The sequence below is a fragment of the Vampirovibrionales bacterium genome (assembly GCA_016712355.1).
Lineage (GTDB): Bacteria > Cyanobacteriota > Vampirovibrionia > Vampirovibrionales > Vampirovibrionaceae > JADJRF01.
Map to the genome: position 1 here is coordinate 25071 of JADJRF010000005.1, position 19507 is coordinate 44577.

At 58.8% G+C, this 19507-nt stretch carries 16 protein-coding genes and 1 tRNA gene; 7 read left to right on the top strand and 10 right to left on the bottom strand.

From position 1 onward, the window contains the following. Positions 1–3: 3 nt before the first annotated feature. The 3 genes from IPK79_01530 to IPK79_01540 form a co-directional block, all read right to left on the bottom strand. Positions 4–1779, bottom strand: coding sequence for a hypothetical protein (locus tag IPK79_01530; protein ID MBK8189113.1), 1776 nt, complete (start codon positions 1777–1779; stop codon positions 4–6). A 119-nt stretch (positions 1780–1898) separates the two neighbouring features. After that, positions 1899–2159, bottom strand: coding sequence for a carbon storage regulator CsrA (gene csrA / locus IPK79_01535; GenBank protein MBK8189114.1), 261 nt, complete (start codon positions 2157–2159; stop codon positions 1899–1901). 4 nt (positions 2160–2163) lie between these two features. Then, a complete protein-coding gene (locus tag IPK79_01540) occupies positions 2164–2652 on the bottom strand; it encodes a flagellar assembly protein FliW (GenBank protein MBK8189115.1) in 489 nt (162 codons plus the stop codon). A 210-nt stretch (positions 2653–2862) separates the two neighbouring features. On the opposite strand from IPK79_01540, the gene IPK79_01545 reads away from it, so the two are divergent. After that, positions 2863–3033 (top strand): hypothetical protein, encoded by a 171-nt coding sequence (locus tag IPK79_01545; GenBank protein ID MBK8189116.1) that lies wholly within the window; start codon positions 2863–2865, stop codon positions 3031–3033. Positions 3034–3291: 258 nt separating this feature from the next. Here the strand turns inward: IPK79_01545 and IPK79_01550 are convergent, their stop codons facing one another. Beyond that, positions 3292–5394 (bottom strand): family 10 glycosylhydrolase, encoded by a 2103-nt coding sequence (locus tag IPK79_01550; protein ID MBK8189117.1) that lies wholly within the window; start codon positions 5392–5394, stop codon positions 3292–3294. Between the two features lie 141 nt (positions 5395–5535). Here IPK79_01550 and IPK79_01555 point away from each other — a divergent pair, with 141 nt between their 5' ends. Continuing rightward, positions 5536–6828 (top strand): hypothetical protein, encoded by a 1293-nt coding sequence (locus tag IPK79_01555; GenBank protein MBK8189118.1) that lies wholly within the window; start codon positions 5536–5538, stop codon positions 6826–6828. Positions 6829–6857: 29 nt separating this feature from the next. Here IPK79_01555 and IPK79_01560 read toward each other — a convergent pair whose 3' ends face one another. Further along, positions 6858–7388 (bottom strand): hypothetical protein, encoded by a 531-nt coding sequence (locus tag IPK79_01560; GenBank protein MBK8189119.1) that lies wholly within the window; start codon positions 7386–7388, stop codon positions 6858–6860. A gap of 211 nt (positions 7389–7599) precedes the next feature. On the opposite strand from IPK79_01560, the gene aroF reads away from it, so the two are divergent. The 3 genes from aroF (at position 7600) to IPK79_01575 (ending at position 11352) form a co-directional block, all read left to right on the top strand. Then, positions 7600–8631, top strand: coding sequence for a 3-deoxy-7-phosphoheptulonate synthase (aroF, locus tag IPK79_01565; protein MBK8189120.1), 1032 nt, complete (start codon positions 7600–7602; stop codon positions 8629–8631). Positions 8632–8646: 15 nt separating this feature from the next. Then, positions 8647–9546, top strand: coding sequence for an N-acetylmuramic acid 6-phosphate etherase (murQ, locus tag IPK79_01570; protein MBK8189121.1), 900 nt, complete (start codon positions 8647–8649; stop codon positions 9544–9546). Positions 9547–9807: 261 nt separating this feature from the next. Next, positions 9808–11352, top strand: a complete 1545-nt coding sequence (locus IPK79_01575; protein ID MBK8189122.1) for an AMP-binding protein — start codon at positions 9808–9810, stop codon at positions 11350–11352. Between the two features lie 15 nt (positions 11353–11367). On the opposite strand, the gene IPK79_01580 is transcribed toward IPK79_01575, so the two are convergent. Next, on the bottom strand, positions 11368–11826 hold the full coding sequence (locus tag IPK79_01580) for a response regulator (GenBank protein MBK8189123.1): 459 nt from the start codon (positions 11824–11826) through the stop codon (positions 11368–11370). 395 nt (positions 11827–12221) lie between these two features. Between IPK79_01580 and dprA the strand changes: the two genes are divergently transcribed. Continuing rightward, a complete protein-coding gene (dprA, locus tag IPK79_01585) occupies positions 12222–13424 on the top strand; it encodes a DNA-protecting protein DprA (protein MBK8189124.1) in 1203 nt (400 codons plus the stop codon). A gap of 79 nt (positions 13425–13503) precedes the next feature. Then, positions 13504–16521: a DNA polymerase I gene (gene polA, locus IPK79_01590; protein MBK8189125.1), complete on the top strand. Its 3018-nt coding sequence runs from the start codon at positions 13504–13506 to the stop codon at positions 16519–16521. Between the two features lie 121 nt (positions 16522–16642). Here polA and nhaA read toward each other — a convergent pair whose 3' ends face one another. The 4 genes from nhaA to IPK79_01610 all read right to left on the bottom strand — a co-directional run bounded on the left by nhaA (position 16643) and on the right by IPK79_01610 (position 19308). Further along, positions 16643–17971 carry a Na+/H+ antiporter NhaA gene (gene nhaA, locus IPK79_01595; protein ID MBK8189126.1) on the bottom strand — a complete coding sequence of 443 codons (1329 nt, stop codon included), beginning with the start codon at positions 17969–17971 and terminating at the stop codon, positions 16643–16645. Positions 17972–18323: 352 nt separating this feature from the next. Further along, positions 18324–18396: transfer RNA gene (locus tag IPK79_01600), tRNA-Arg, on the bottom strand. 80 nt (positions 18397–18476) lie between these two features. Beyond that, entirely contained in the window at positions 18477–18677 is a 201-nt protein-coding gene (locus IPK79_01605) for a hypothetical protein (protein MBK8189127.1), read from the bottom strand. 160 nt (positions 18678–18837) lie between these two features. Continuing rightward, complete coding sequence (locus IPK79_01610; GenBank protein ID MBK8189128.1) at positions 18838–19308, bottom strand: Hsp20/alpha crystallin family protein; 471 nt, start codon at positions 19306–19308, stop codon at positions 18838–18840. Positions 19309–19507: the final 199 nt, after the last annotated feature.

Sequence of the window (19507 nt, forward strand, 5' to 3'; positions counted from 1 at the left end):
CGATTAGCGAAGCTTGGCTTCGTTCACCGTGGGGTCCATCGCCGATTCGCGATAGTGACGACACATTTCGAGATAACGACGGCGCATCGCGTCAATCAGCTTCTGAAACTGCAAGCGGTCCTTGTCTTCTTCCATCGTCAGGAAGGCGAGATCCTGCCAGGTCAGGGTTTCGAGAATTAGGCGGCGCAGCTCATCCACGTCGCTTTGCGCCGGAGTATAGCGATGGCTCTGGTGAAAGCGCGTGAGCTGATCGACGCCGGTCAGGTCCTGAGCGGTTTTCAGAATCCAGATAAACACAGCGCGTTGCCAGGCCAGCGCGCTTTCGCGCCAGTCTTTCGGTAAATCGTTGATATTGCTATCCAGCGAACCGATGAAGGATTTCAGGCGCGCCATCAGGATTTCTTGCTGGGGGCGAACTTCCAACACTTTATGAGGGCTTAACAGCAAGGGATCGGAGTTGACCAGCGCCAAGGCGGCCACGCGACCGCTCGGGGCGACTTCTTCATGATGACTGAACAGGCGAAGGCCATTGACAGGCCAGAAAATCAACGCGTCATGGCGGCGGGCCTGCCGCTGCAAGAGCGTTTCGCTGAGCGTCTGGACCAGCGCCGCATCGGCATGCTCGCCGGAAATCACGCGGTAATAGAGCGCGTCTGCCTGGAGGTTTTCGAGGGAGTCTGCTCCGGGCGTCTCACGACAAATCTCGCGCCATGCGGTTTTCAGTACCCCAACCAAGCCGCTATCCATCGTCGTGCGAGCGATAGCAACCTCCAGCTCGGACGGAAACGATTGCGGGGGCTCCCCTGCAGACGGCGCGGCCAACCGCTGTTGATGGCGATCCCATAACATGTCTTTCAGTTGCGCGCCGTCGGTCTCGCCGCACTGTTGCATGAGTTGCAGCGCGACCTGATCGAAAATAAAACGCTCGGCCACAAAGCGCGAATCGTTGTTGACCGACAACGCGCCCAGCGCGCCGATGATAAAATCGTCGCCGGTCATGTCCTGATCGCGCAGATACGCGTCGAGCGACGCGCGCATGGCCGGGCCTTCCAGAATCACGGCCGCAATGGCGCTGGCCACCACGGGGTGCGTCGACAGATTGTCGATCGACAACGTGATTTCCAGCTTGGGATCGTGAATCCAGCCGACCAGCGCCGATTGCAGCAATTGGGGCCGCGTCGCCAGATTTTTGGAGGCCTTAATGACGCACAGACGCGCGACCTGAGACGAGTGATGCGCGGCGTCGGGATACCCCATCGCGTAAATCGCCTGGAGCGAGTGTGCGACAAAGCTTTCAAAAATACCGGTCTCATCGGCGGAAAAGCCGAAATGACGTTCAAAAAACCGGGTCGTATTGTGATGTTGCGCCAGAATATCCGTCAAAAAGTCCGTCGCGTCGTTCAAATAATGGGCCGCAGGGCGATTGAAAATCAGGGTGTGGGCCAGACGCTTGCATAAGGCGTAGTGATTCATCGACTGTGCGCGGCTCGTCGCCAGATACGCGGCGGCGAGGCAACCTTCGTCGGAATCCAGCAGTTTGGCGACGCAGCCGCGCAAATCGCGGTCGTCTTCGCAGTCGAGTGAACGCGCCGCCTGCAAGAAGCGCTCAAACTGGGCTGCCTGCTCCGGCAATGGCATAAACGATGGCGCCAAAAATGCCTGCTCGCCCCGAGACTCGCCCAACAAGCCCTGGCCCAGCGTTTCGAGCTCGGCCCGCGACGGGGCGTAGGTTCCGTAGAAATCGGCGCTTGGCATACCGGTCGGTTCAAAACCCCTCAAAAAACAGCCTTTCCATTGTAGTGTAACCAAAGCCGCGGCGAACCGCGAGGGCTATTTGTGGGATGTTGACCTTAAGTATCTCTAACAAACCGCGCGCAAGACGCGCCTTGAGGTCCGCGCTAGCCCAGCGGGCGCGCGTCCGGGCGGGGTCCGGGCTCCACGAGCCGGGCAATCTGGTCAAGATCTCGCGCCGCCGGCGCCGTGGTGGACTGCTGGTTGGTTTGAAGAATCTCGTTATACAGCTCTTCGCGATAAATACTGATATGACGCGGGGCGTCCACGCCGACTTTAACCGTCTCGCCGCGCGTTTCCAGCACCGTGACGACGATATGATTGTCAATAATCAGCTTTTGACCGGTTTTGCGGGTCAGCACAAGCATGGGGCTATTCTCCCCTGTCGGCGGCAGCGACCTGCGTCGGGCGCGATCCGGCCGTATTGTCCGGCAGCAGGCGCGTCCGCGTGCTGAACTCACCCTCGCCCAACACCACTTGAAGGGCCTTTCGGGTTTGCTGGTTAATTACGATCGGCCCCAGGAGATTGGCCGTCATGCCCGAAGGATCGTCTTGCGGGATATTCACGATGGTGACGACCAGGGCGTCTTCTTCGCTGGTGAGCCCCAGTTTTTCGACAGCCTGCGGCGGAATCGTCACGTCGTATTCCATGCCAAAGAGCGTGGGATTGGTAATTACAAAAGCCAATTCGGGCGATTCGATCGCTTGAAGCCACTTGAAAGGCGAGTTTTCGGCATGATCGAGGATCACGAACGACTGAATTTCATCAAACCCGAGAATGGGAGAGACGAAAGACAGGACCAACTCGTCTTCTACTTCAATCGCGCCGAATCGCGTGGTATTGATGCGTCGTCGCCCCATAGTCGTTCAACCGTCCCATCGTCTGCGGCATGCAATTTCCGCGAACCTGCCTACACTGTGAAGACTCCCGGGCACAGGCAAGCGGTCTGCGGGAGTTCTGCCCCAATTGTAAAGTAAAATTACGCAACTGAGGGAAAAATATTCAAGATTTCAGCAAAGTGGTCGATACGCCTTTTGTTCATCATCAGTGATTCAGGGGAGCGACTATCCATGGCTTACATTCCACGCACGAGTATTGAAAACGATCCGAACGTGGCCGAGCTGCGCGCGCTGATGCAGGAAGCGACGCGGATCGCAGACGACCTGTCGGCGCGCTTTCAGTACCACGTTCAGCGTCAACCCGCGATGGCCTGGTTGATGGCCGACGCTTCGCGCAATTAAGCTTGCTGACGAGACGAGACGAGACGAGAAGAAGTACAGAAATAACATTAAGTAAGAGCGAGAAAATAACCTGAACAGCCGCAACGGCCTTGTCTAAGACCCATTCACCAAGCGAGCGACGAGCGAGAATGCCTTAACCATCGCTATCGGCGCTTTCGCAGAGGGGAAAGTCACTGTTGGCGGGAGAGAGTCTATTTTTTTTGATTGTCACGATTCTAGAGAGAGGGGCTTCGGCCCCTTTTTTTTACGCAATTAGCGTCAGGGCGTCGGGGGCGGGCCTGTTTGCGAGGAGCCCAGAGCCCGCGCCATTCTCGCCGTCACATGCGCCGTGTCGAACGCCGCAAAGCCAGCGGCCCCAGCGCGACGGGCGGCTTCAATCTGATCAAGCAGGTCTTCAGCCGCGTTGCCGTTAAACGGGGCGAACACGCCCGAAACGACCGGCACGCCATACGGCGTCGCGCGCTGCACGACCCGCTCAGTGTCTGAGGCCACAGACTTCAGGGCGCTGGTCAGCGTGATGGGCGCAAGAAAATCGACCCAACGCTGGCGCGCCCAGAGGGGCCAGTCTTGATGTTTTCGGATAAGCGACTCTTCTTCCGCAGCGAAAATCACGGCGGACAGAGCGAGATCGGGGCGAACGGCGTGGAGTTTCTGCGATGCGACGGACACAAAATCGCTGACTTGATGCGCGCGAAACGACCGCCAGTCTTGCCACAAGGCCTGTTGTTCGCTCGTGATGCCTGGCTTGGTAAAATTAAGCGGGTCGAAGCCTGTTTTTTCGGCGAATTGCGCGCGGGCCGTCGGCGTATAGCCCCACGTGGTCGCCAGATAACTGAAGCGATCCGGCGGAAAGCTCACCGGATAACGGATATAATCGAGCTGAATTCCCTGGAGATCGTAGCGCGTCGCGAGTTCTTGTAGCAAGCTCAATAAAAACGCGCGACACTCCGGGTTCGCGGGGTCCAGAAAATAACCGCCGGTTTCCAGCGTAGAAGGCGTCGGGGCGGTCGCGGCGCGCGCCGAAAACTGGACGTTGGCCCATTGCGGGTATCGCGCCAGAATGGGCCCCTGCGGCGGCGTTCCCGGCGCAGACGCCTGACGATTGCCCGCATAGAACGTCTGAAACCACGCATGAACGCCCATATGACGACGCCGAGCCTCGTTAATCCATGTTTGCAGGAGATCGGCAGGTCCCTCAAAGCGCGGATTACGGCTGGGAAGGCCGTAGCGGGTCATCACGTCAGAGGGGTAGAGCGTATAGCCATGGAAAAACGTTTCGAGAAAGACCGCGTTAATGCCAGCCGACTGCAGGAAATCCAGCGTGCGGCCAATTTCTGCCGCAGAGCGTTCGACAGGGCGATGCCACGCCGCCTTGATCGCCTGCGGCGGGAAAGCGGGATATTCGCGCCAAAGCTGTTGATTAAGAGAGTCGAGCTGACTGGATGCCAGCGCTGCCGCCTGCTCATGCGCACCCTGGGCTTGCAGTGCGGCGATTTGAGCGTCTACGCCCTTTGCAGGACAAACGCTCGGGCGCTCGGCGCAACGCGCGTTATCGGCGCGACGCGCTAATTGGTAGCGATACGTCCAGGAATCGACTTGGGTCGTGAGGGCCTTGCCGTCATCACTTAGGGTGACGCGCGCGCCCAGAGGCGCATGGGCGATGAGCCAGTCGCGATTAACGCCATGACCGCTCAAAACGAAGCCATTGGGCGGGATCGTGGAATTGGCGCCTTCCTGCGCAACCACCATGCCATCGACGACTGTCGCTTCAAAGCCAAATTCGTTGGTTTCGGTACGAGCGCGGCCGCTTTTGGGCGTATAGACCACGAGTTGCTGACCGCCGCGGCATCCGGGGAAGGCGCAGGCGAGCGTATTATTGGCAGGCGCGGGGTCCACGGCGTTCACCACGCGGGAAAGGGTTTCAAACCACTGCGGGGTCATCTCGACGCGATCGCCGACGCGCGCCAGACGCAGCAACTCCTGGCGCCGCGCGCCACTGGCCGACAACACAAAGCCGTTGGGCGGAATAAGGGCGTCGCCGCACGTATTCATACGGCGCTCGCGTTCGCAATCCCACACGCTGGACACGCTGTCGACGCGATAGCGTCCGGCGCCCGCCGACGCATCCGGCGACAGGACGGCTTCCACGCCGTAGGGATTGCTTCCCGTACGCAGCGCATAATCGGACGTGTACAGCACCAGCGCGTTATCCGGGCGCGGGCGGTTTTGCAGCGCAATGGGCGTCTGTTGGCCGTCTGCGCCGGTCAGCGTCCAAGCGATTTGCGCATGGGCCGCGCCCATCGGCAGTAAGACAGCCAGCGCTGCCGCGCCGATAATCCAGAACGCTCTCAAATGCCGCATCAGGGCTCGCCTCTCTTACAGGTGGGTTCTCTCGTCTCAGTCGCATGGCATTGTACTGTCCTGCGACGAGAACATTCAAGAAGCGGCGGCGCCAGCCGATACGGCGATGAAGGCTCCGAATGTTTGCGGAGACGGCGCCGGATGGGAGTAAACGCGATCAACGGAATTGACGGCTTGAATCTGAATCGCTTTGATCCGTTGACGCGCATTTTGCTGCAACGCTGGAACGTCGCGCCGCTTTACGCATTTGACGGCAGTACGCTCTCGACGCGAGGCGTCTCGGCAGCCCTGTCGGGCGAGGATTCGTTCCGATTGCCGGCGACGGCCTTATCGCCGTCTTACCGGGTATTTCAGCCGGGAGGAGCGCAGACGCCCTACGACCGCGGGCAAGTCGTGACCGCCTCGCCGAACGGAATGGGGGCCTCCCTGATATCGGCCGACGCCGTGCGTGCGTTCAGCCGCCCATTGTCGCTGGGGTTTTCCAGCGCAGTTGGCGGGTTTCGCGTCGACTTCGGATCTCATGTCCCCTCGCAGGCGCCCGCGCTGGGAGCGTCGCTCAGTGAACGCACGCGCTATTACAGCATTACGGACGCGCAATTTGACGCCTTGCTGAATGGCCCGGACTTTATCATACCCAAGGCCGGACCCTTCGGCCTGCGCGTGCTGACCGATGGGCTAGGCGGCATTGACGGCGTGGAAACCGTGATCACGACGCAATCGCTGCTGAATAACGCGTATCTGAGCGTGGAAGGCCCTCTCTCCAGCGCAGCGGCAGGCGTCTTTCTTGCGCCGACATCTCCCGTCAACCCAGATGCGGGTGATTTACCACCCAGCGCCGCCGGCAGCGTGAATGCGTCTCTTACCGAAGCTGACGCGTTTGCCCCTGCACAGGTCGCCAATAATATCCTGTCGCCCGCGGCATCTGCTCCAACGGCGCGTCCCGTAGCGCCTGTCAGCCCCCGCACGCCCGAACAGGCAGGAGACGCGACGTCCGCCTCGCCGCCAGACTTCCCGGCCTCATTCCTGCCTCCCTTCTCGCCGTCATCAACGGGAGCCGGAGCGCTCTCAAGCCCGCAAGGGGGCTCGACGTTTGCCGTGACCGGGCGCTTTCTGGAAGATATCGGGGCGCTCAAGCAGGCGGCGACGATGACGCATCCCGCCTACAGTGAGCCCGTACGGCCTTACGGCGATTTTTCCGCCTTTCTGCCCACGATTCCCATCTGGCCGGGCCCGGCGCGGACGCGGGCAGAAATGGGCGATATCGGCGCAACACTCGATCAGGCCTATCAAATGAATACCCAGTTGGCGCTGACAGTCGCGGGCGGCAAGGCCCGTGAAGGCGCGCCGCCTTTTGAATCCGATTCCGGCAGCGGCGCACAATCCGGCATGCAGCAATCGCCCCGGCGCAATCGCCGATTTCAAGCCAACGCTTAAAGAAGGTTTCGTCCTGGCAGGTTCTGACGTTACGGGTCGGGGCGCATGCTCACGCGCACCTGCATATCGCTGCCATCGCCCTGCTGAACAATCCGCTGAAAGCGCAGAAACGGGTATTCTTTTTCCATCATCGTTACCATTGCGCGCGGCCCGCCGCCAACAAAGGCCGAAGACAGCTTGGGCAGTTCGCGCGAAGGGTCCAGGTTCCAGTTCTGGCAACCGGCGACAAACTGGACCGCGACCTGTAGAAACTGAAGCGACTCGCTCGCCAGCGTGTCCTGAGAATCCGGCGGCAAGGCCAGAAACAGATTGACGGTTTGATGCAAGTCCGGGTTTTGGTCGTAGTTGCGGCGCTTGCGCTTGGACTTATGCAAGGCCAGGATTTTTTCGGTTCCCAGCGATTTGAGCAATTCGCGCGTTTCCCAGCAGGAATCTGCCCGCGCGCGGATGGCTTGAATGACCGGGGCGAGAAAGGCTTCGGGCAAGGTGGTCAGCAAGTCGATAATCTGGCTGAGGTCGCCGCGCGCATCATGCCAGCGACGGTTACGCTTGAGGCTCATCCGCAAAATCCTTCCAGTAGAGACGCGCGGTGCGATCGCGCGGGTAATCGCATTATCGTCGCAATCGACTGCGGATGCATCGCCGACAACGAAAGATCGGCTTGCAAGAGGAACGCGCGCGTCCTCAAAAACGGCGCGCAGTTGGCAGCAGGCGGCAATTCCGGTAAGATAAGCGCCTTACGCCCCGCCAGATTTGAAAGGATGCCCCGACATGATCATCGTTATGGAGCAAAAAGCGACGCCTGAGCAGATTACCGCCGTCAAAGACCGCGTGGAATCGCTGGGCTTCAAAACGATTTTGAATCAGGGCGAGTTGATGACCGTCATCGCGGCGATTGGCGATAAGTCGCGCATCAGTTGCGACACGCTGGCCACGATGGGCGGCGTCAAGGAAATCGTCCCCATTCGCGAGCCGTATAAGCAGGCCAGCCGCGAAACCCACCCGGATGACACCGTGATCACCTTCCCCAATGGCGTTCGCCTGGGTGGCGACGCCCCGCTGTGCATGATGGCCGGGCCGTGCAGCGTGGAAGACGATATCGAGATTCTGTTTTCCATCGCACGCGCCGTGAAAGCCGCCGGGGCAACATTCCTGCGCGGCGGCGCGTATAAGCCGCGCACGTCTCCCTATGATTTTCAGGGCATGGAGGAAGAGGGCCTCAAAATGATGGCCCGCGCCCGCGAAGCTACCGGCCTGCTGCTGGTGACCGAAGTCATGGACAGCCAGGAAGTGCCGCTGATTTCCGATTACGCGGATATGCTGCAAATCGGCGCGCGTAATATGCAGAACTTCAAGCTATTAAAGGCCGTTGGCGCTCAATCCAAGCCGGTGCTGCTCAAGCGCGGGCTGTCGGCGACCATCAAAGAGTTTCTGCTTGCGGCAGAATACATCATGCATAACGGCAATCCCAATGTTGCGCTGTGCGAGCGCGGCATTCGCACGTTCGACAGCGGTTTTACGCGTAACGTACTGGATTTGGCGGCCGTTCCGGTGATTAAGAAGCGCTGCCACCTGCCGGTGGTGGTTGATCCCAGCCACGGCACAGGCCAACGCTACCTTGTCCCGACCATGGCGAAAGCTGCCGTTGTCAGCGGCGCGCACGGCCTGATGATCGAAGTCCATCCGGACCCGGACAACGCCTGGTCCGATGGCCAGCAAACGCTGACCTTCTCGCAGTTTGAAACGATGATGCGCGAAATTAACGCCCTGTCGCGCGCCATGGCCAGCGTGACCGCGAGCTAGAAGGCTCGACATTCAGTGACGTCAACGCCTCCCACGGAAGCAACGCTGTCAGCGTCCGCCAATATCGACCTCATGGCAACAGAAGCCGTGCTGCGGCTGATGAATCATGCGGATCAAGCCGTTCCGCAAGCGATGCGCGCCGCGCTGCCTGCCATTGCGCGCGTGGTGGATGGCGTCGTCGCGTCGCTGACGGCAGGCGGACGCCTGTTTTATGTTGGCGCTGGCACTAGCGGCCGTCTGGCCGTGTTGGATGCCGCCGAATGTCCGCCGACGTTCAGCGCCCCCCCGGACCTGGTTCAGGCAATTATCGCGGGCGGAGACGCCGCCTTGCGCTCCGCCGTGGAAGGGGCCGAAGACAATTTTGAGCAGGGATGTCTCGATCTCCAGACCGCTGGGGCGCGCACAGGCGATGTCGTCATCGGCGTGTCCGCCAGCGGGGGCGCCCCCTATGTATTAGGCGCCATGGCCGAAGCCAGGCGCGTCGGGGCGTACGTGGCCGCCCTGGTCGGCGTGGCGGATTCTGCGCTGACACAGGCAGCGGATGAGGCAATCGTCATTGAAACCGGGCCGGAGGTCATCGCCGGATCGACGCGCCTGAAAGCAGGTACGGCTCAAAAGCTCGCGCTGAATATGATCTCGACGGCCACGATGATTCAACTCGGCAAAACCTATGGCAATCGGATGATCGACGTGCGCGCCAGCAACCGGAAACTACGCGCCCGCGCCCTCTCGCTCGTGCGCGAATTAGCTGCCGTCAGCGAATCTCAGGCGAGCGCCCTTCTGGAAGCCTGCGACTGGGAAGTCAAAACCGCCGTCCTGGCCGCGCGTCTGCGACTGGCCCCCGAGCAAGCCCGCGCCCGCCTCGCCGCTGTCGGCGGCAAACTACGACTCGCCCTGGAAGCGCCTGCCCCCTAAAAAGCGAAAAGCCTCGGTATAAACCGAAGCTATGACGCCGACCGGGGAAGCCCAATCCACTTATTTATCGTATCACGTAGATCTTGACGTTTATCAAGACCCCTATATAAATTGCACCGCAACAGCAGCGCCTGAAGATTTCCGTTTTCAATCATGCAAGGCTTATATCCTATCCCCCTCGCAGGGCAAGAAGGGATGGAGTCTGGGGGATAGTATGATAGCCTTGATGAAATGCCCAAAAGAGCCATGAGGAGGTGAGCGATGAGCTTGTTATTTGAGGCCTTGCGCGCCAAGGTCGCCGAACATCCGGATAAGACGGCGCTGATCGAAGACGACGCGCGCTGGACCTATGCACAGGTAAGTCAGCGGGTCATTAAGCTGTCGGACACCCTCGCCAAACAGGGCTTACGCGCCGGCGACCGCGTAGCGCTCATGTTTCTGAACCAGAAAGAGTTTTTACTGGGGCTATTTGCCGCCCTGCGCCTGGGGCTGGTAGTGGTTCCGATTAATATTCAGCTCCCACCGGAAGACATCGCCTACGTGATCCTGAATTCCGGCGCGCGGCTGGTGATGACGACCGCTCGATTCGCGCCGCTATTTGAAGGCAAAGGCATTCCGCTGTTGGTCGCCAATCAGGGTGACGCGCCCCAGTTTCCATCGCTGGAAGCCGCGACCGACGCGGGCGACGACGCCTATTGGCCAGACTTCGAGCGAGACGCCAACACGTTGAGCTTTTTAATCTATACCTCCGGTACGACAGGCCGCCCCAAGGGGGTCATGCTGACCGAAGAAAATATCTATGCCAATACGCAGGGCTTCCGCGAGGCCGTGGGCTTTGAGGAAAGCGACGTGCTGCTGATGGCGCTGCCCTTGTTCCATGCCTATGGCCTGACGGTCTGCCTCTATGCGTTTACGCTGGGGGCGACCATCGCGCTGTCGCCGTCGTTTAATCCGCGCAAGATCATCTCGCTCATTGCGCAAGAACGCGTGACCGTGCTGCCACTGGTGCCGACCGTGCTGAGCTTTCTGGCCGAAAACCTGACCACGCTCGACCGGGATCTCTTTCGCTCTCTCAAAATGTGCATCACCGGCGGGGCCAGTCTGCCTCAGTCGTTGTTGCGAAAGTTGCGAGACGAGGCCAATCTGGTGGTGCTGGAAGGCTACGGCCTGACGGAAGCTTCGCCCGTAGTCGCCGTGAATCGCGTAGCGAGCGGCAATATCGCCGGGTCAGTCGGCAAGCCCCTGTTTAACGTGCAGGTGCGCATCGTTGGCGACGACAACCGTCCGTTTGAGTGGCGGGCGGGAGAAGAGACCCCGCTGGGCGAAATTCAGGTAAAAGGACCCAATGTCATGATGGGGTACTACGGCCTGGAAGACGCTACGCGAGAAGCCATGGCGGACAATGGGTGGCTCAGGACCGGCGATCTGGGGCATCTGGACGGCGACGGGAACCTGTATATTTCCGGCGGGCGCAAAAAAGACCTGATTATCAAGGCGGGCGAAAACCTGTCACCGCTGCGCATTGAAGAAGCCCTGCTGTCGCACCCTGCTGTGGCGGAAGCCTGTGTGTTTGGCGTGCCCGATGAGCGACTGGGAGAAGATATCTTCGCCGCGTTTGCGCTGCGTCATGGCCAGAGCGTGGAAATTAACGCTCTGCGCAAATATTGCCTTGAGCGCCTTACGCCGTTTATGACGCCGCGTTATTTTCGCGTCTACGACGAGCTCCCCAAAAACGCCACTGGCAAGATTCTCCGCAAACGTCTGGAAGAAGAGAACGCGCAGGCCGCCCAGTCGTCCGTTTCGTAGGCGCGAAGCCGCGTTTTAGCGAGCGGCTTCGATGAAGCGGCTCAGACGGTTTTGCCAGTCGTTTTCGCGCCATAAAAACTGATCGGCGCCGCGTCCGACCGCCTCTTGCTGGAGATGAGCGCATGACCCGCCGCACGACATGGCAATAATCTTAAAGCTGAGATCGTGTAAAATGGCGCTCTTTTTGAGATCGTCCAGCATGCGCAAGCCTTCGTGAGGGGTGGGGATGTTTAAATCGAGAATGACGTACTGGTAATCGTGGTTGGTGATGAGCTGACCCACGTCTTCCACGTTTTCTGCGAGCACGATGTCATAGCCAAGACGGCGCAGCGCGGACTTGATCTGGACGTTGATATAGCCCATGGCGCCAATGACCAGCGCGGTGGCCTGTTTTTCGCTGGTTAAGAAAGCGTTGGGAGCGATATTCAAAGGGATTACTGATCCCGTAACAAGGCTGCCACAGTCAGAAGTCATCGTCTCCGAGACTCCTTTGAGACGCTCAATGGCTTGATGGAGGCTCTTTAAGGAGACGGTTTTTTTACCTTGACAGGTGACAGCGAGCGTATCGGCCAGTTCATGTAGAGCCTGTCCCACGTCCTCTGAGATAGGTTCAATACTGCGCTTGGCTACATTATCAGGAATCATCGGGTTGTCGCCCCTATTGACGCGCCCTGCGCATGGAACCCGGTTTTGTCTAAAGTATCGTCTGCGGCTGGCTTTCTCACAGCGACCATATGAACGACAAGAATAGTACTTTGGCGCCTGTTTTTTTCGCAATCCTCCTGTCCGTAATCGCAGGGGATGGGGTTGTGTTTGAGAGCCGTTACAATCGCTTGCGCATAACGGGTTCAAAGCGCCAGAATAGCCGCATGAATACCACCCGAGAGAGAGTCCCGACGTCGCCCAATGAAGCCTTTACGCCCCATCACCTGACGGCGCTGCTTGCGCTGGATCAAATTCCGGGCCTTGGCGCCCGCACCTGCCGCAAGTTGCTGGAGGCCACCGGCTCGCCGCAACTGTTATGGGAGCAATTTGACGAGGTTTTGCAAGCCACACCCGCCTCGGCGCGCACCCAACCCCTCATCGCCGCCTGGCGGCAAACGCGGCAGCGGATTCAGCCAGAAGAGTTACTGCGTCAATGCGAGGCGCTATCGATTCAGCCGATAGGGCTCGGCGATGCCCTGTATCCGCCGATGCTCGCCCATGTATACGACCCGCCGATTGTCCTGTACGCGCGCGGAAACCCCGGCGCACTGCAAGGCAAAACCATCGGGTTTGTAGGCACGCGCAAGGCCTCGGCCTACGGCAGGCAAGTGACCGAGCGGCTGATTGGGGATCTGGCGCCCTGCGGGGTCACCATTATCAGCGGGCTAGCGATGGGGATCGATGCGTGCGCACATCAGGCGGCGCTGGCAAATCACCTGCCGACTGTGGCGGTCTTTGGCTGCGGCATTGATCAGATTTATCCGCGCGCGCATGAGCGTCTGGCAAGCGAGATTCTGGCCAGCGGCGGCGCGCTGGTCAGCGAGTATCCGCCGGGCGCTCCGGGGTCGCGGGCGACGTTTCCCCAGCGCAACCGCATTATTGCCGGGCTCTGCTACGGCGTCGCCGTCATAGAAGGCGATATCGCCAGCGGCTCGATGATTACCGCACGCGCCGCGTTTGAGGAAGGGCGCGCCGTTTTTGCCGTTCCGGGCAATGTGTTCAGCCCTGGCAGTCAAGGGCCCATCAAGCTTTTAAAAGACGGCGCCGCGATGCTCACTTGCGCCGACGATCTTTTAAGCGAACTACGATGGTTGAAGCCGGATCAGGCCCGACAACCCAGCCTGTTTGAGGCAACAGGCCACGTTGCGAGCGAGGGCTGCGCAGCCTCTGCGGAAAAATCGCCTCAAGAGGCGTTATCTCCTGAAGAACGTGAAATTCTGGCGCTCATCGAGTTTGAACCGACCCCCACTGAACGCCTTCAGCAGCGCAGCGGTCTGCCTGCCGCCACGCTGAGCCAGGCCCTGACCATGCTGGAACTTGCCGGACACATCGCACTGTTGCCTGGCGCGAAAGCCTGTCGCTTGTGAGACGCTCTTTTCCGGCGTGACGGCTGACGCGTCGCGCGTTCGTGCTGTTTTCCCCTTGCTTATCTGGAAGTAAACGCTTATGCCCGGACACCTGCTCCTGATTGACGGCCACTCGCTGGCGTTTCGCGTGTATTACGCGTTGGAACGCACGCAGATGAGCGCATCGGACAAGACGCCGGTGTGGGCCGTGTATGGTTTCTTGAACGCGCTGTTTAGTCTGCTGCGCAAAACGAGTCCTGAGGCCATCGCGGTCTCATTCGACGTTGGGCGCGAGACGTTTCGCACCGAGCTGTATCCGCAATATAAGGCGCATCGCGAGTCGATGCCCGAGTCAATGCGCTCGCAAATGACGCTCATTCGCCAAGGCGTGGAGAAACTGGGGATTCCAGTCTATGAATTGCCGCAATTTGAAGCCGATGACGTGATTGGCACGCTCGCCCGCCAGGCCAGCGAAGAGGGCTGGGCGGTCCAGATTTTGACCGGCGATCAGGACGCATTCCAACTGGTGAGCGCAGAAGCTGGCGTCTCGGTACTGATTCCGGCGCGAACGCCCAAAGAAGAGGCGCGCGCCTATGCGACCCGCGACGACGTGTTTGCCAAGTACGGCGTGTATCCTGAACAGGTCGTTGATTTCAAAGCGCTGAAGGGCGACCCCTCGGATAATATTCCCGGCGTGCCGGGGATTGGCGATAAGACCGCCGCCTCGTTGTTGGCGCAACACCAGACGCTGCAAGGCGTTTATGCGAATCTGGACGCGCAGAAAGGCAAGCTGCGCGAGCGATTGGAAACGTATCGCGATCAGGCGTTTCTCAGTCAACGGCTGGCGACAATCGATCGGCAGGCGCCGATTCGCGCAGACTTTGCGCATTGCGGGCTGTCGATCCCTGATCTGCCGGATTTTCTGGCGTATCTCGATCGATTGGAGTTTCGCAGCTTTCGTCAACAGGCCCCGGATTTGCTGCGGCCATTTCTGACAGACGCAGATTCTGACGTCTTCTCGCCTGCCGCCGTTTCGACTTCTTCGACGGTTTCTGCCGCCTCAGTTACGTCGCTTGCTGTGACGCCGCCGACCGGCGATCAGGCCGGGCAACGTTCGCTGTTCGCCAGCGCGCCCGAGTCGTCGGAATCATCGCAAACGCCGCCCTCCCAAGCGGCGTTACTCCGCCCGCCCATCAGCGAAATCGAGCACGAGCTGGTCGTCTCCGCCGATCAGTTGGCCGCCTGGACGGCGCGCCTACGCGCGGCGGGCGCGTTTGCGATTGATTTGGAAACCACCGGACTTGATATGTTCGCTGATACGATTGTCGGCGTATCGTTGGCCTATTTTGAGGGCGACGCATGGCCGCGAATCACCCGACGCGCCGCGCTGCCGTTGACGCTGGCGGATGGTCCTCAAGAGTTTATGGCGCTGGAGGCTCTTGCCGAGCCGCAAGCCCGCGCCATTCGCGCAGCGTATATTCCTGTGGCGCATTCGCAGAGTGACGCGCCGCAACTGGGTTGGGAGGCGACGCGCGAGGCGCTGCGCCCGCTGCTGGAAGACGACGCGATCGTTAAAATTGCGCATAACGCCAAATTCGAGCGCCAGATGTTACTCTCTCACGGCGTGAGCCTGCGCGGACTGGTCGTTGATACCATGTTGGCCAGCTACGTCGCGCGCGCCGAACGACGTCATGGGCTTAAATCGCTAGCCTATGAGCTGTTTCGTTTTGAAATGCGCGACCTGCGAGACATCATTGGCAGTGGCAAGAAAGAGATCTCGTTTCGTGACGCGCCCATCGCCGAAGCGGCACCGTATGCGGCAGCAGACGCCTATGCGACGCTGCGACTCGCGGAATATTTCGTCCGCACGCTGGATTCAGAGCGACAAACGTTATTATATGAGCTTGAACTGCCGCTGACAGACGTGTTAGCGCGCATGGAGCGAGAAGGCGTTCATCTGGATGCCGCCTATCTCGGGAGCCTCAGCGCGCGCATGGGCGAGCGCCTGTTGGCGATGGAAGCAGAAATTCACGCGCTGGCGGGCTTGCCGTTTAATATCAATTCGCCGCGACAGGTGGGAGATGTTCTTTTTGAGCGTCTGGGCATCGCGCCGCTGCACAAAACCAAGACAAAATCCGCTTACAGCACCGACGCCAAGGCTCTGGAGCGTCTTGCGGGCGAACATCCTGTGGTGCAGAAGATTTTAGATTATCGTCAACTGTTTAAGCTTAAATCTACTTACGTGGACAGTCTGCCCACAATGGTAAACCCGGCTGACGGGCGCATTCATACCAGCTTTAATCAGACCGTGGCGGCCACCGGGCGGCTCTCCAGCAGCGACCCGAATTTACAGAACATCCCCATTCGCGCCGAAGAAGGCCGTCAGATTCGCGCCGCCTTTATTCCGCATCATCCCGAGGCGGGCGATCGGCTCGTATCGGCGGATTATTCGCAAATTGAACTGCGCTTGCTCGCCCATTACAGCGAAGATCCGCATCTGACCCGCGCATTCGAGGAAGGATTGGATGTTCATGCGGCGACGGCAGCCCTGGTGTTCGGCGTCGATCTCGCGGACGTAACCAAGGAGATGCGCTACAAGGCCAAAACCGTCAATTTTGGCGTGATTTACGGCCAAACTGCGCATGGCCTGGCGCAACAACTCCGCATTCCGCGCGCGGAGGCAGCGGAATTTATCGAGCGCTATTTTGCGCAATATCCCCGCGTGCGCGCCGCCATTGAGGGGGTTCAGGATCAGGCGCGCGAAACCGGCCGCGTAGTAACCCTGTGCGGGCGCGCCCGCGATCTCAGCGAAGGGCTCAAGAGCGAGGTGCGCAGCATCCGCGAATTTTCGGAGCGAGCGGCGTTTAACACGCTGCTACAAGGTTCCGCCGCCGACTTGATGAAAGCGGCCATGATCGCGCTGATGCGACGGCTCGACGCGCACGGCGCGCGCAGCAGGCTATTGCTTCAGGTCCACGATGAACTGGTGCTTAACGTCGTGGCCGAGGAGTCGACGCTTTTAGACACGCTTATCCGGGACGCCATGACGCTTGAGCAACCGCTGCGCGTGCCGCTGGCCGTGGATATCCAGTCGGGCCCCTCGTGGCTGGAAAGCTAGCCCCGTATCCCCCACAAACAGAACCGACGCAAGCGCCCAACACGAGAGGCGTACTTGCCGCCGACTGCTTATAACATCTGGGCCCGCCCCCCTATCTTTTCCAGTTACCCAGAGTAGCGCATCAAACGATTGTCTCCGTATTTTGACTGCGCTTCGGCAAGAAACGCCAAAGCGCCAAGCATCCCAGGATTCCGGAAAGCAGCGATGCCAGAAGGATACCTATTTTTGCGGCCGATATAAGCTCCGGCTCCGCAAAGGCAAGGTTGGTAATAAAGATGGACATAGTAAAACCGATCCCGCCAAGACAACTGGCGCCATACACCTGAGCCCAGCTAATGCCAACGGGTAATGTTGTCCACCCCAGTCTGACAGATAGCCACGCGAAGGCGGTAATCCCCAATTGCTTTCCGAATATCAGGCCCAGCAGGATGCCCAGCGTAACAGGATGCAACAAAGCGTCCGTCAAATGGTAAGAGCCAATGGAGACGCTTGCATTCGCAAGGGCAAACACGGGCATTATAAAGTACGTTACCCAGGGACCGAGTGAATGCTCCAAGCGCTGAAGCGGGGATTGCGCCTCCTCGCATAGGGTTTCGATATGCTGAACACTCTCCTGATAGTCTTTCTCCGAGAGAATAGAACAATCTTCGATGCGAGAGCATGTTGTTGCAATGCGATTGAAGGTTGAAACGCCATCTTCGCAAAATTGATCTGCCCGAATCTTGGAGTTGGCCGGAATGGTGAATGCAAGCAATACGCCTGCCAAGGTCGGGTGAACGCCTGACATCAACATGGCATACCAGAGAGCGACTCCAAGAATCGCATAGTACAGGAGCTGGCGGGCGCCGGAGCGGTTCATCAGCATTAGCACGCCAATTAAGGCGATGGAGAGAATGATGTAATGCCACTCGATAGCATGGGAGTAAAACAACGCAATAATGAGAACCGCTCCAAGGTCGTCTATGATTGCCAACGCCGTCAGAAACACTTTCAACCCCAGTGGAACTCTATCGCCGAGCAATGCCAACACCCCGATAGCGAAGGCGATATCTGTAACGGTGGGGATACCCCATCCGGTAAAGTAGGCGGAGCCGGGTGGATTGAAAGCAGAGAATATCAATCCGGGAAGCAGCATGCCGCCGATGGCCGCCATGATGGGGAACATCGCCTGTTTTCGGGTGGACAGTTCTCCAACCAGTAATTCTCTCTTGATCTCCAGACCCACCACAAAGAAGAAGATAGCCATAAGGCCATCGTTAATCCAAAAGTGCAGGGAATGCGCCGAGGAGAAGGGGCCAAATGCGATAGAAATGGGGGTATTCCAGAATTGGTTGTACCCCCCTGCCAAAGGAGAGTTGGCCAGCAGAAAAGCGGTTAATGCCGCCAACAGCAGGAGAATGGCTCCAGATGCAGAAAGTTGGAAGAATTTCTGGAATGGCCCGATTACCAATCGTTTTGTCCAGGTCGTGAACAATCTCCAGCCCTTATCGCTTTATACCTGTTTTTAATCATATCGCGGATGGAAAAATGTCCAAAACAGAAGGGCGCAAGGCCTCTTCTTCTTCATGCTTACGGTTGCTGCCCCATCTGCGGCGCTCGGCGTTTGTCAGAGGCGATGCTGACAGGCGGCGGTTCATGAGGCTGATTGCGCAGGCCTCCCTACCTTGCTTGCAGAACAAGCCCGTTGAAACGCTATAAACTGCCTTGGAGTATGCTGTGACGTGTCACACACTTCCAGCAAAACGACGAAAAACCGAAAACGACCCAAAAAGGGAATCGGGGATCGTGTTTTGAAATCTAAGCGCCCCAGGCAAGACTCGAACTTGCGGCCGACCGCTTAGAAGGCGGTTGCTCTATCCACTGAGCTACTGGGGCGTAGCGCCTATCGCCTCTTATTGTACTTAAATCAAGCCCTAAAAAATCAACGATTTTAGCGAGAAGCGCTGCGCGCGGCGCTAGGCAGGGATAAAGCTGCGCAAAAATGTCAGCGCGGCTTCCAGCGTTTGAAAAAAAAGGTCTGCCAATGGGTTGGGGACAATAACCAGCGCCAGAGACGTCAGAACCGCAGCAATGGTCAATGCGCCCGCATATTCGACGACGCCTTGCCCCCGGTTATAGCGTCGCTGATTGTCAAAAAATTGCATCCAGTTGACCATAGAGCCGGATCAGTCCTTGCCGTTATATCGATGCGATAGCTTATAACCGGCTTATTCCCGCCAGCGTGTTGCGGCAAACGACTTGTAACTAAAGCGTTTCAAAACCAGCAGGCCCCGCACGCATACCACGTACGGGGCCTGAGGCGACGACATGCTGACGTTACCCGACGGCAGATTCAGCCTGAGTAATCGCCACTTTGGTGCGACGCGTCTGAACCGCCAACGGGATTTTAATGGTAAGCAAGCCGTCTTTGAAACTCGCCTTGGCGTCTTCAGGGCGGACTTCGGCCGGCAGGGTCATCTTGCGGGTAAATTGCCCTTCGAAGATCTCCCGGTGAAGGACCTTACCGGCGTGTTCGCGCGCATTGTCGCCACGAGCCGAGATCATCAGGACGTTATTTTCGACTTCCACGTCGATGTCTTCGGGCGCATACCCAGCAACGCTGGCTTCTATAATGAGTTCCTGCTCGCTGAGCGCCAGATTAATTGCGGGAACGCCCGGCGTCTGGCCCTGAGCGCGCCCGGCAGGACGCCAGGCAGGCGACAGGGGTTCCAACATGCGATCCATTTCTTCGAAAATCCGTGACAGATCGCCTTTCACGTCAGTAATAGGGCGCAGTGTCATCATCATGGCAATTCAACTCCTTTCAGACACGGGAACGAAACCCGGACGCAACGCCCGAACAAGGGTCTATTTAAAAATGGGGATTACCTACGTCCGGCAGCATTTATCATCTGTAACCAATGGCATCATAATCCCGCGATCGAAAGAAACCGGGTTTTTTAAACTTTTTTTCAGAATAAAGTCCTGAAAGGCGAAAAATGCCCCT

Bases quoted from the DNA above. Each gene is read 5' to 3' on its own strand.
- IPK79_01575 (MBK8189122.1), top strand. From the start codon at position 9,808: ATGAGCTTGTTATTTGAGGCCTTGCGCGCCAAGGTCGCCGAACATCCG.
- csrA (MBK8189114.1), bottom strand. From the start codon at position 2,159: ATGCTTGTGCTGACCCGCAAAACCGGTCAAAAGCTGATTATTGACAAT.
- IPK79_01560 (MBK8189119.1), bottom strand. From the start codon at position 7,388: ATGAGCCTCAAGCGTAACCGTCGCTGGCATGATGCGCGCGGCGACCTC.
- IPK79_01555 (MBK8189118.1), top strand. From the start codon at position 5,536: ATGGGAGTAAACGCGATCAACGGAATTGACGGCTTGAATCTGAATCGC.
- dprA (MBK8189124.1), top strand. From the start codon at position 12,222: ATGAATACCACCCGAGAGAGAGTCCCGACGTCGCCCAATGAAGCCTTT.
- IPK79_01610 (MBK8189128.1), bottom strand. From the start codon at position 19,308: ATGATGATGACACTGCGCCCTATTACTGACGTGAAAGGCGATCTGTCA.
- IPK79_01545 (MBK8189116.1), top strand. From the start codon at position 2,863: ATGGCTTACATTCCACGCACGAGTATTGAAAACGATCCGAACGTGGCC.
- IPK79_01550 (MBK8189117.1), bottom strand. From the start codon at position 5,394: ATGCGGCATTTGAGAGCGTTCTGGATTATCGGCGCGGCAGCGCTGGCT.
- IPK79_01605 (MBK8189127.1), bottom strand. From the start codon at position 18,677: ATGGTCAACTGGATGCAATTTTTTGACAATCAGCGACGCTATAACCGG.
- IPK79_01540 (MBK8189115.1), bottom strand. From the start codon at position 2,652: ATGGGGCGACGACGCATCAATACCACGCGATTCGGCGCGATTGAAGTA.
- IPK79_01580 (MBK8189123.1), bottom strand. From the start codon at position 11,826: ATGACTTCTGACTGTGGCAGCCTTGTTACGGGATCAGTAATCCCTTTG.
- aroF (MBK8189120.1), top strand. From the start codon at position 7,600: ATGATCATCGTTATGGAGCAAAAAGCGACGCCTGAGCAGATTACCGCC.
- polA (MBK8189125.1), top strand. From the start codon at position 13,504: ATGCCCGGACACCTGCTCCTGATTGACGGCCACTCGCTGGCGTTTCGC.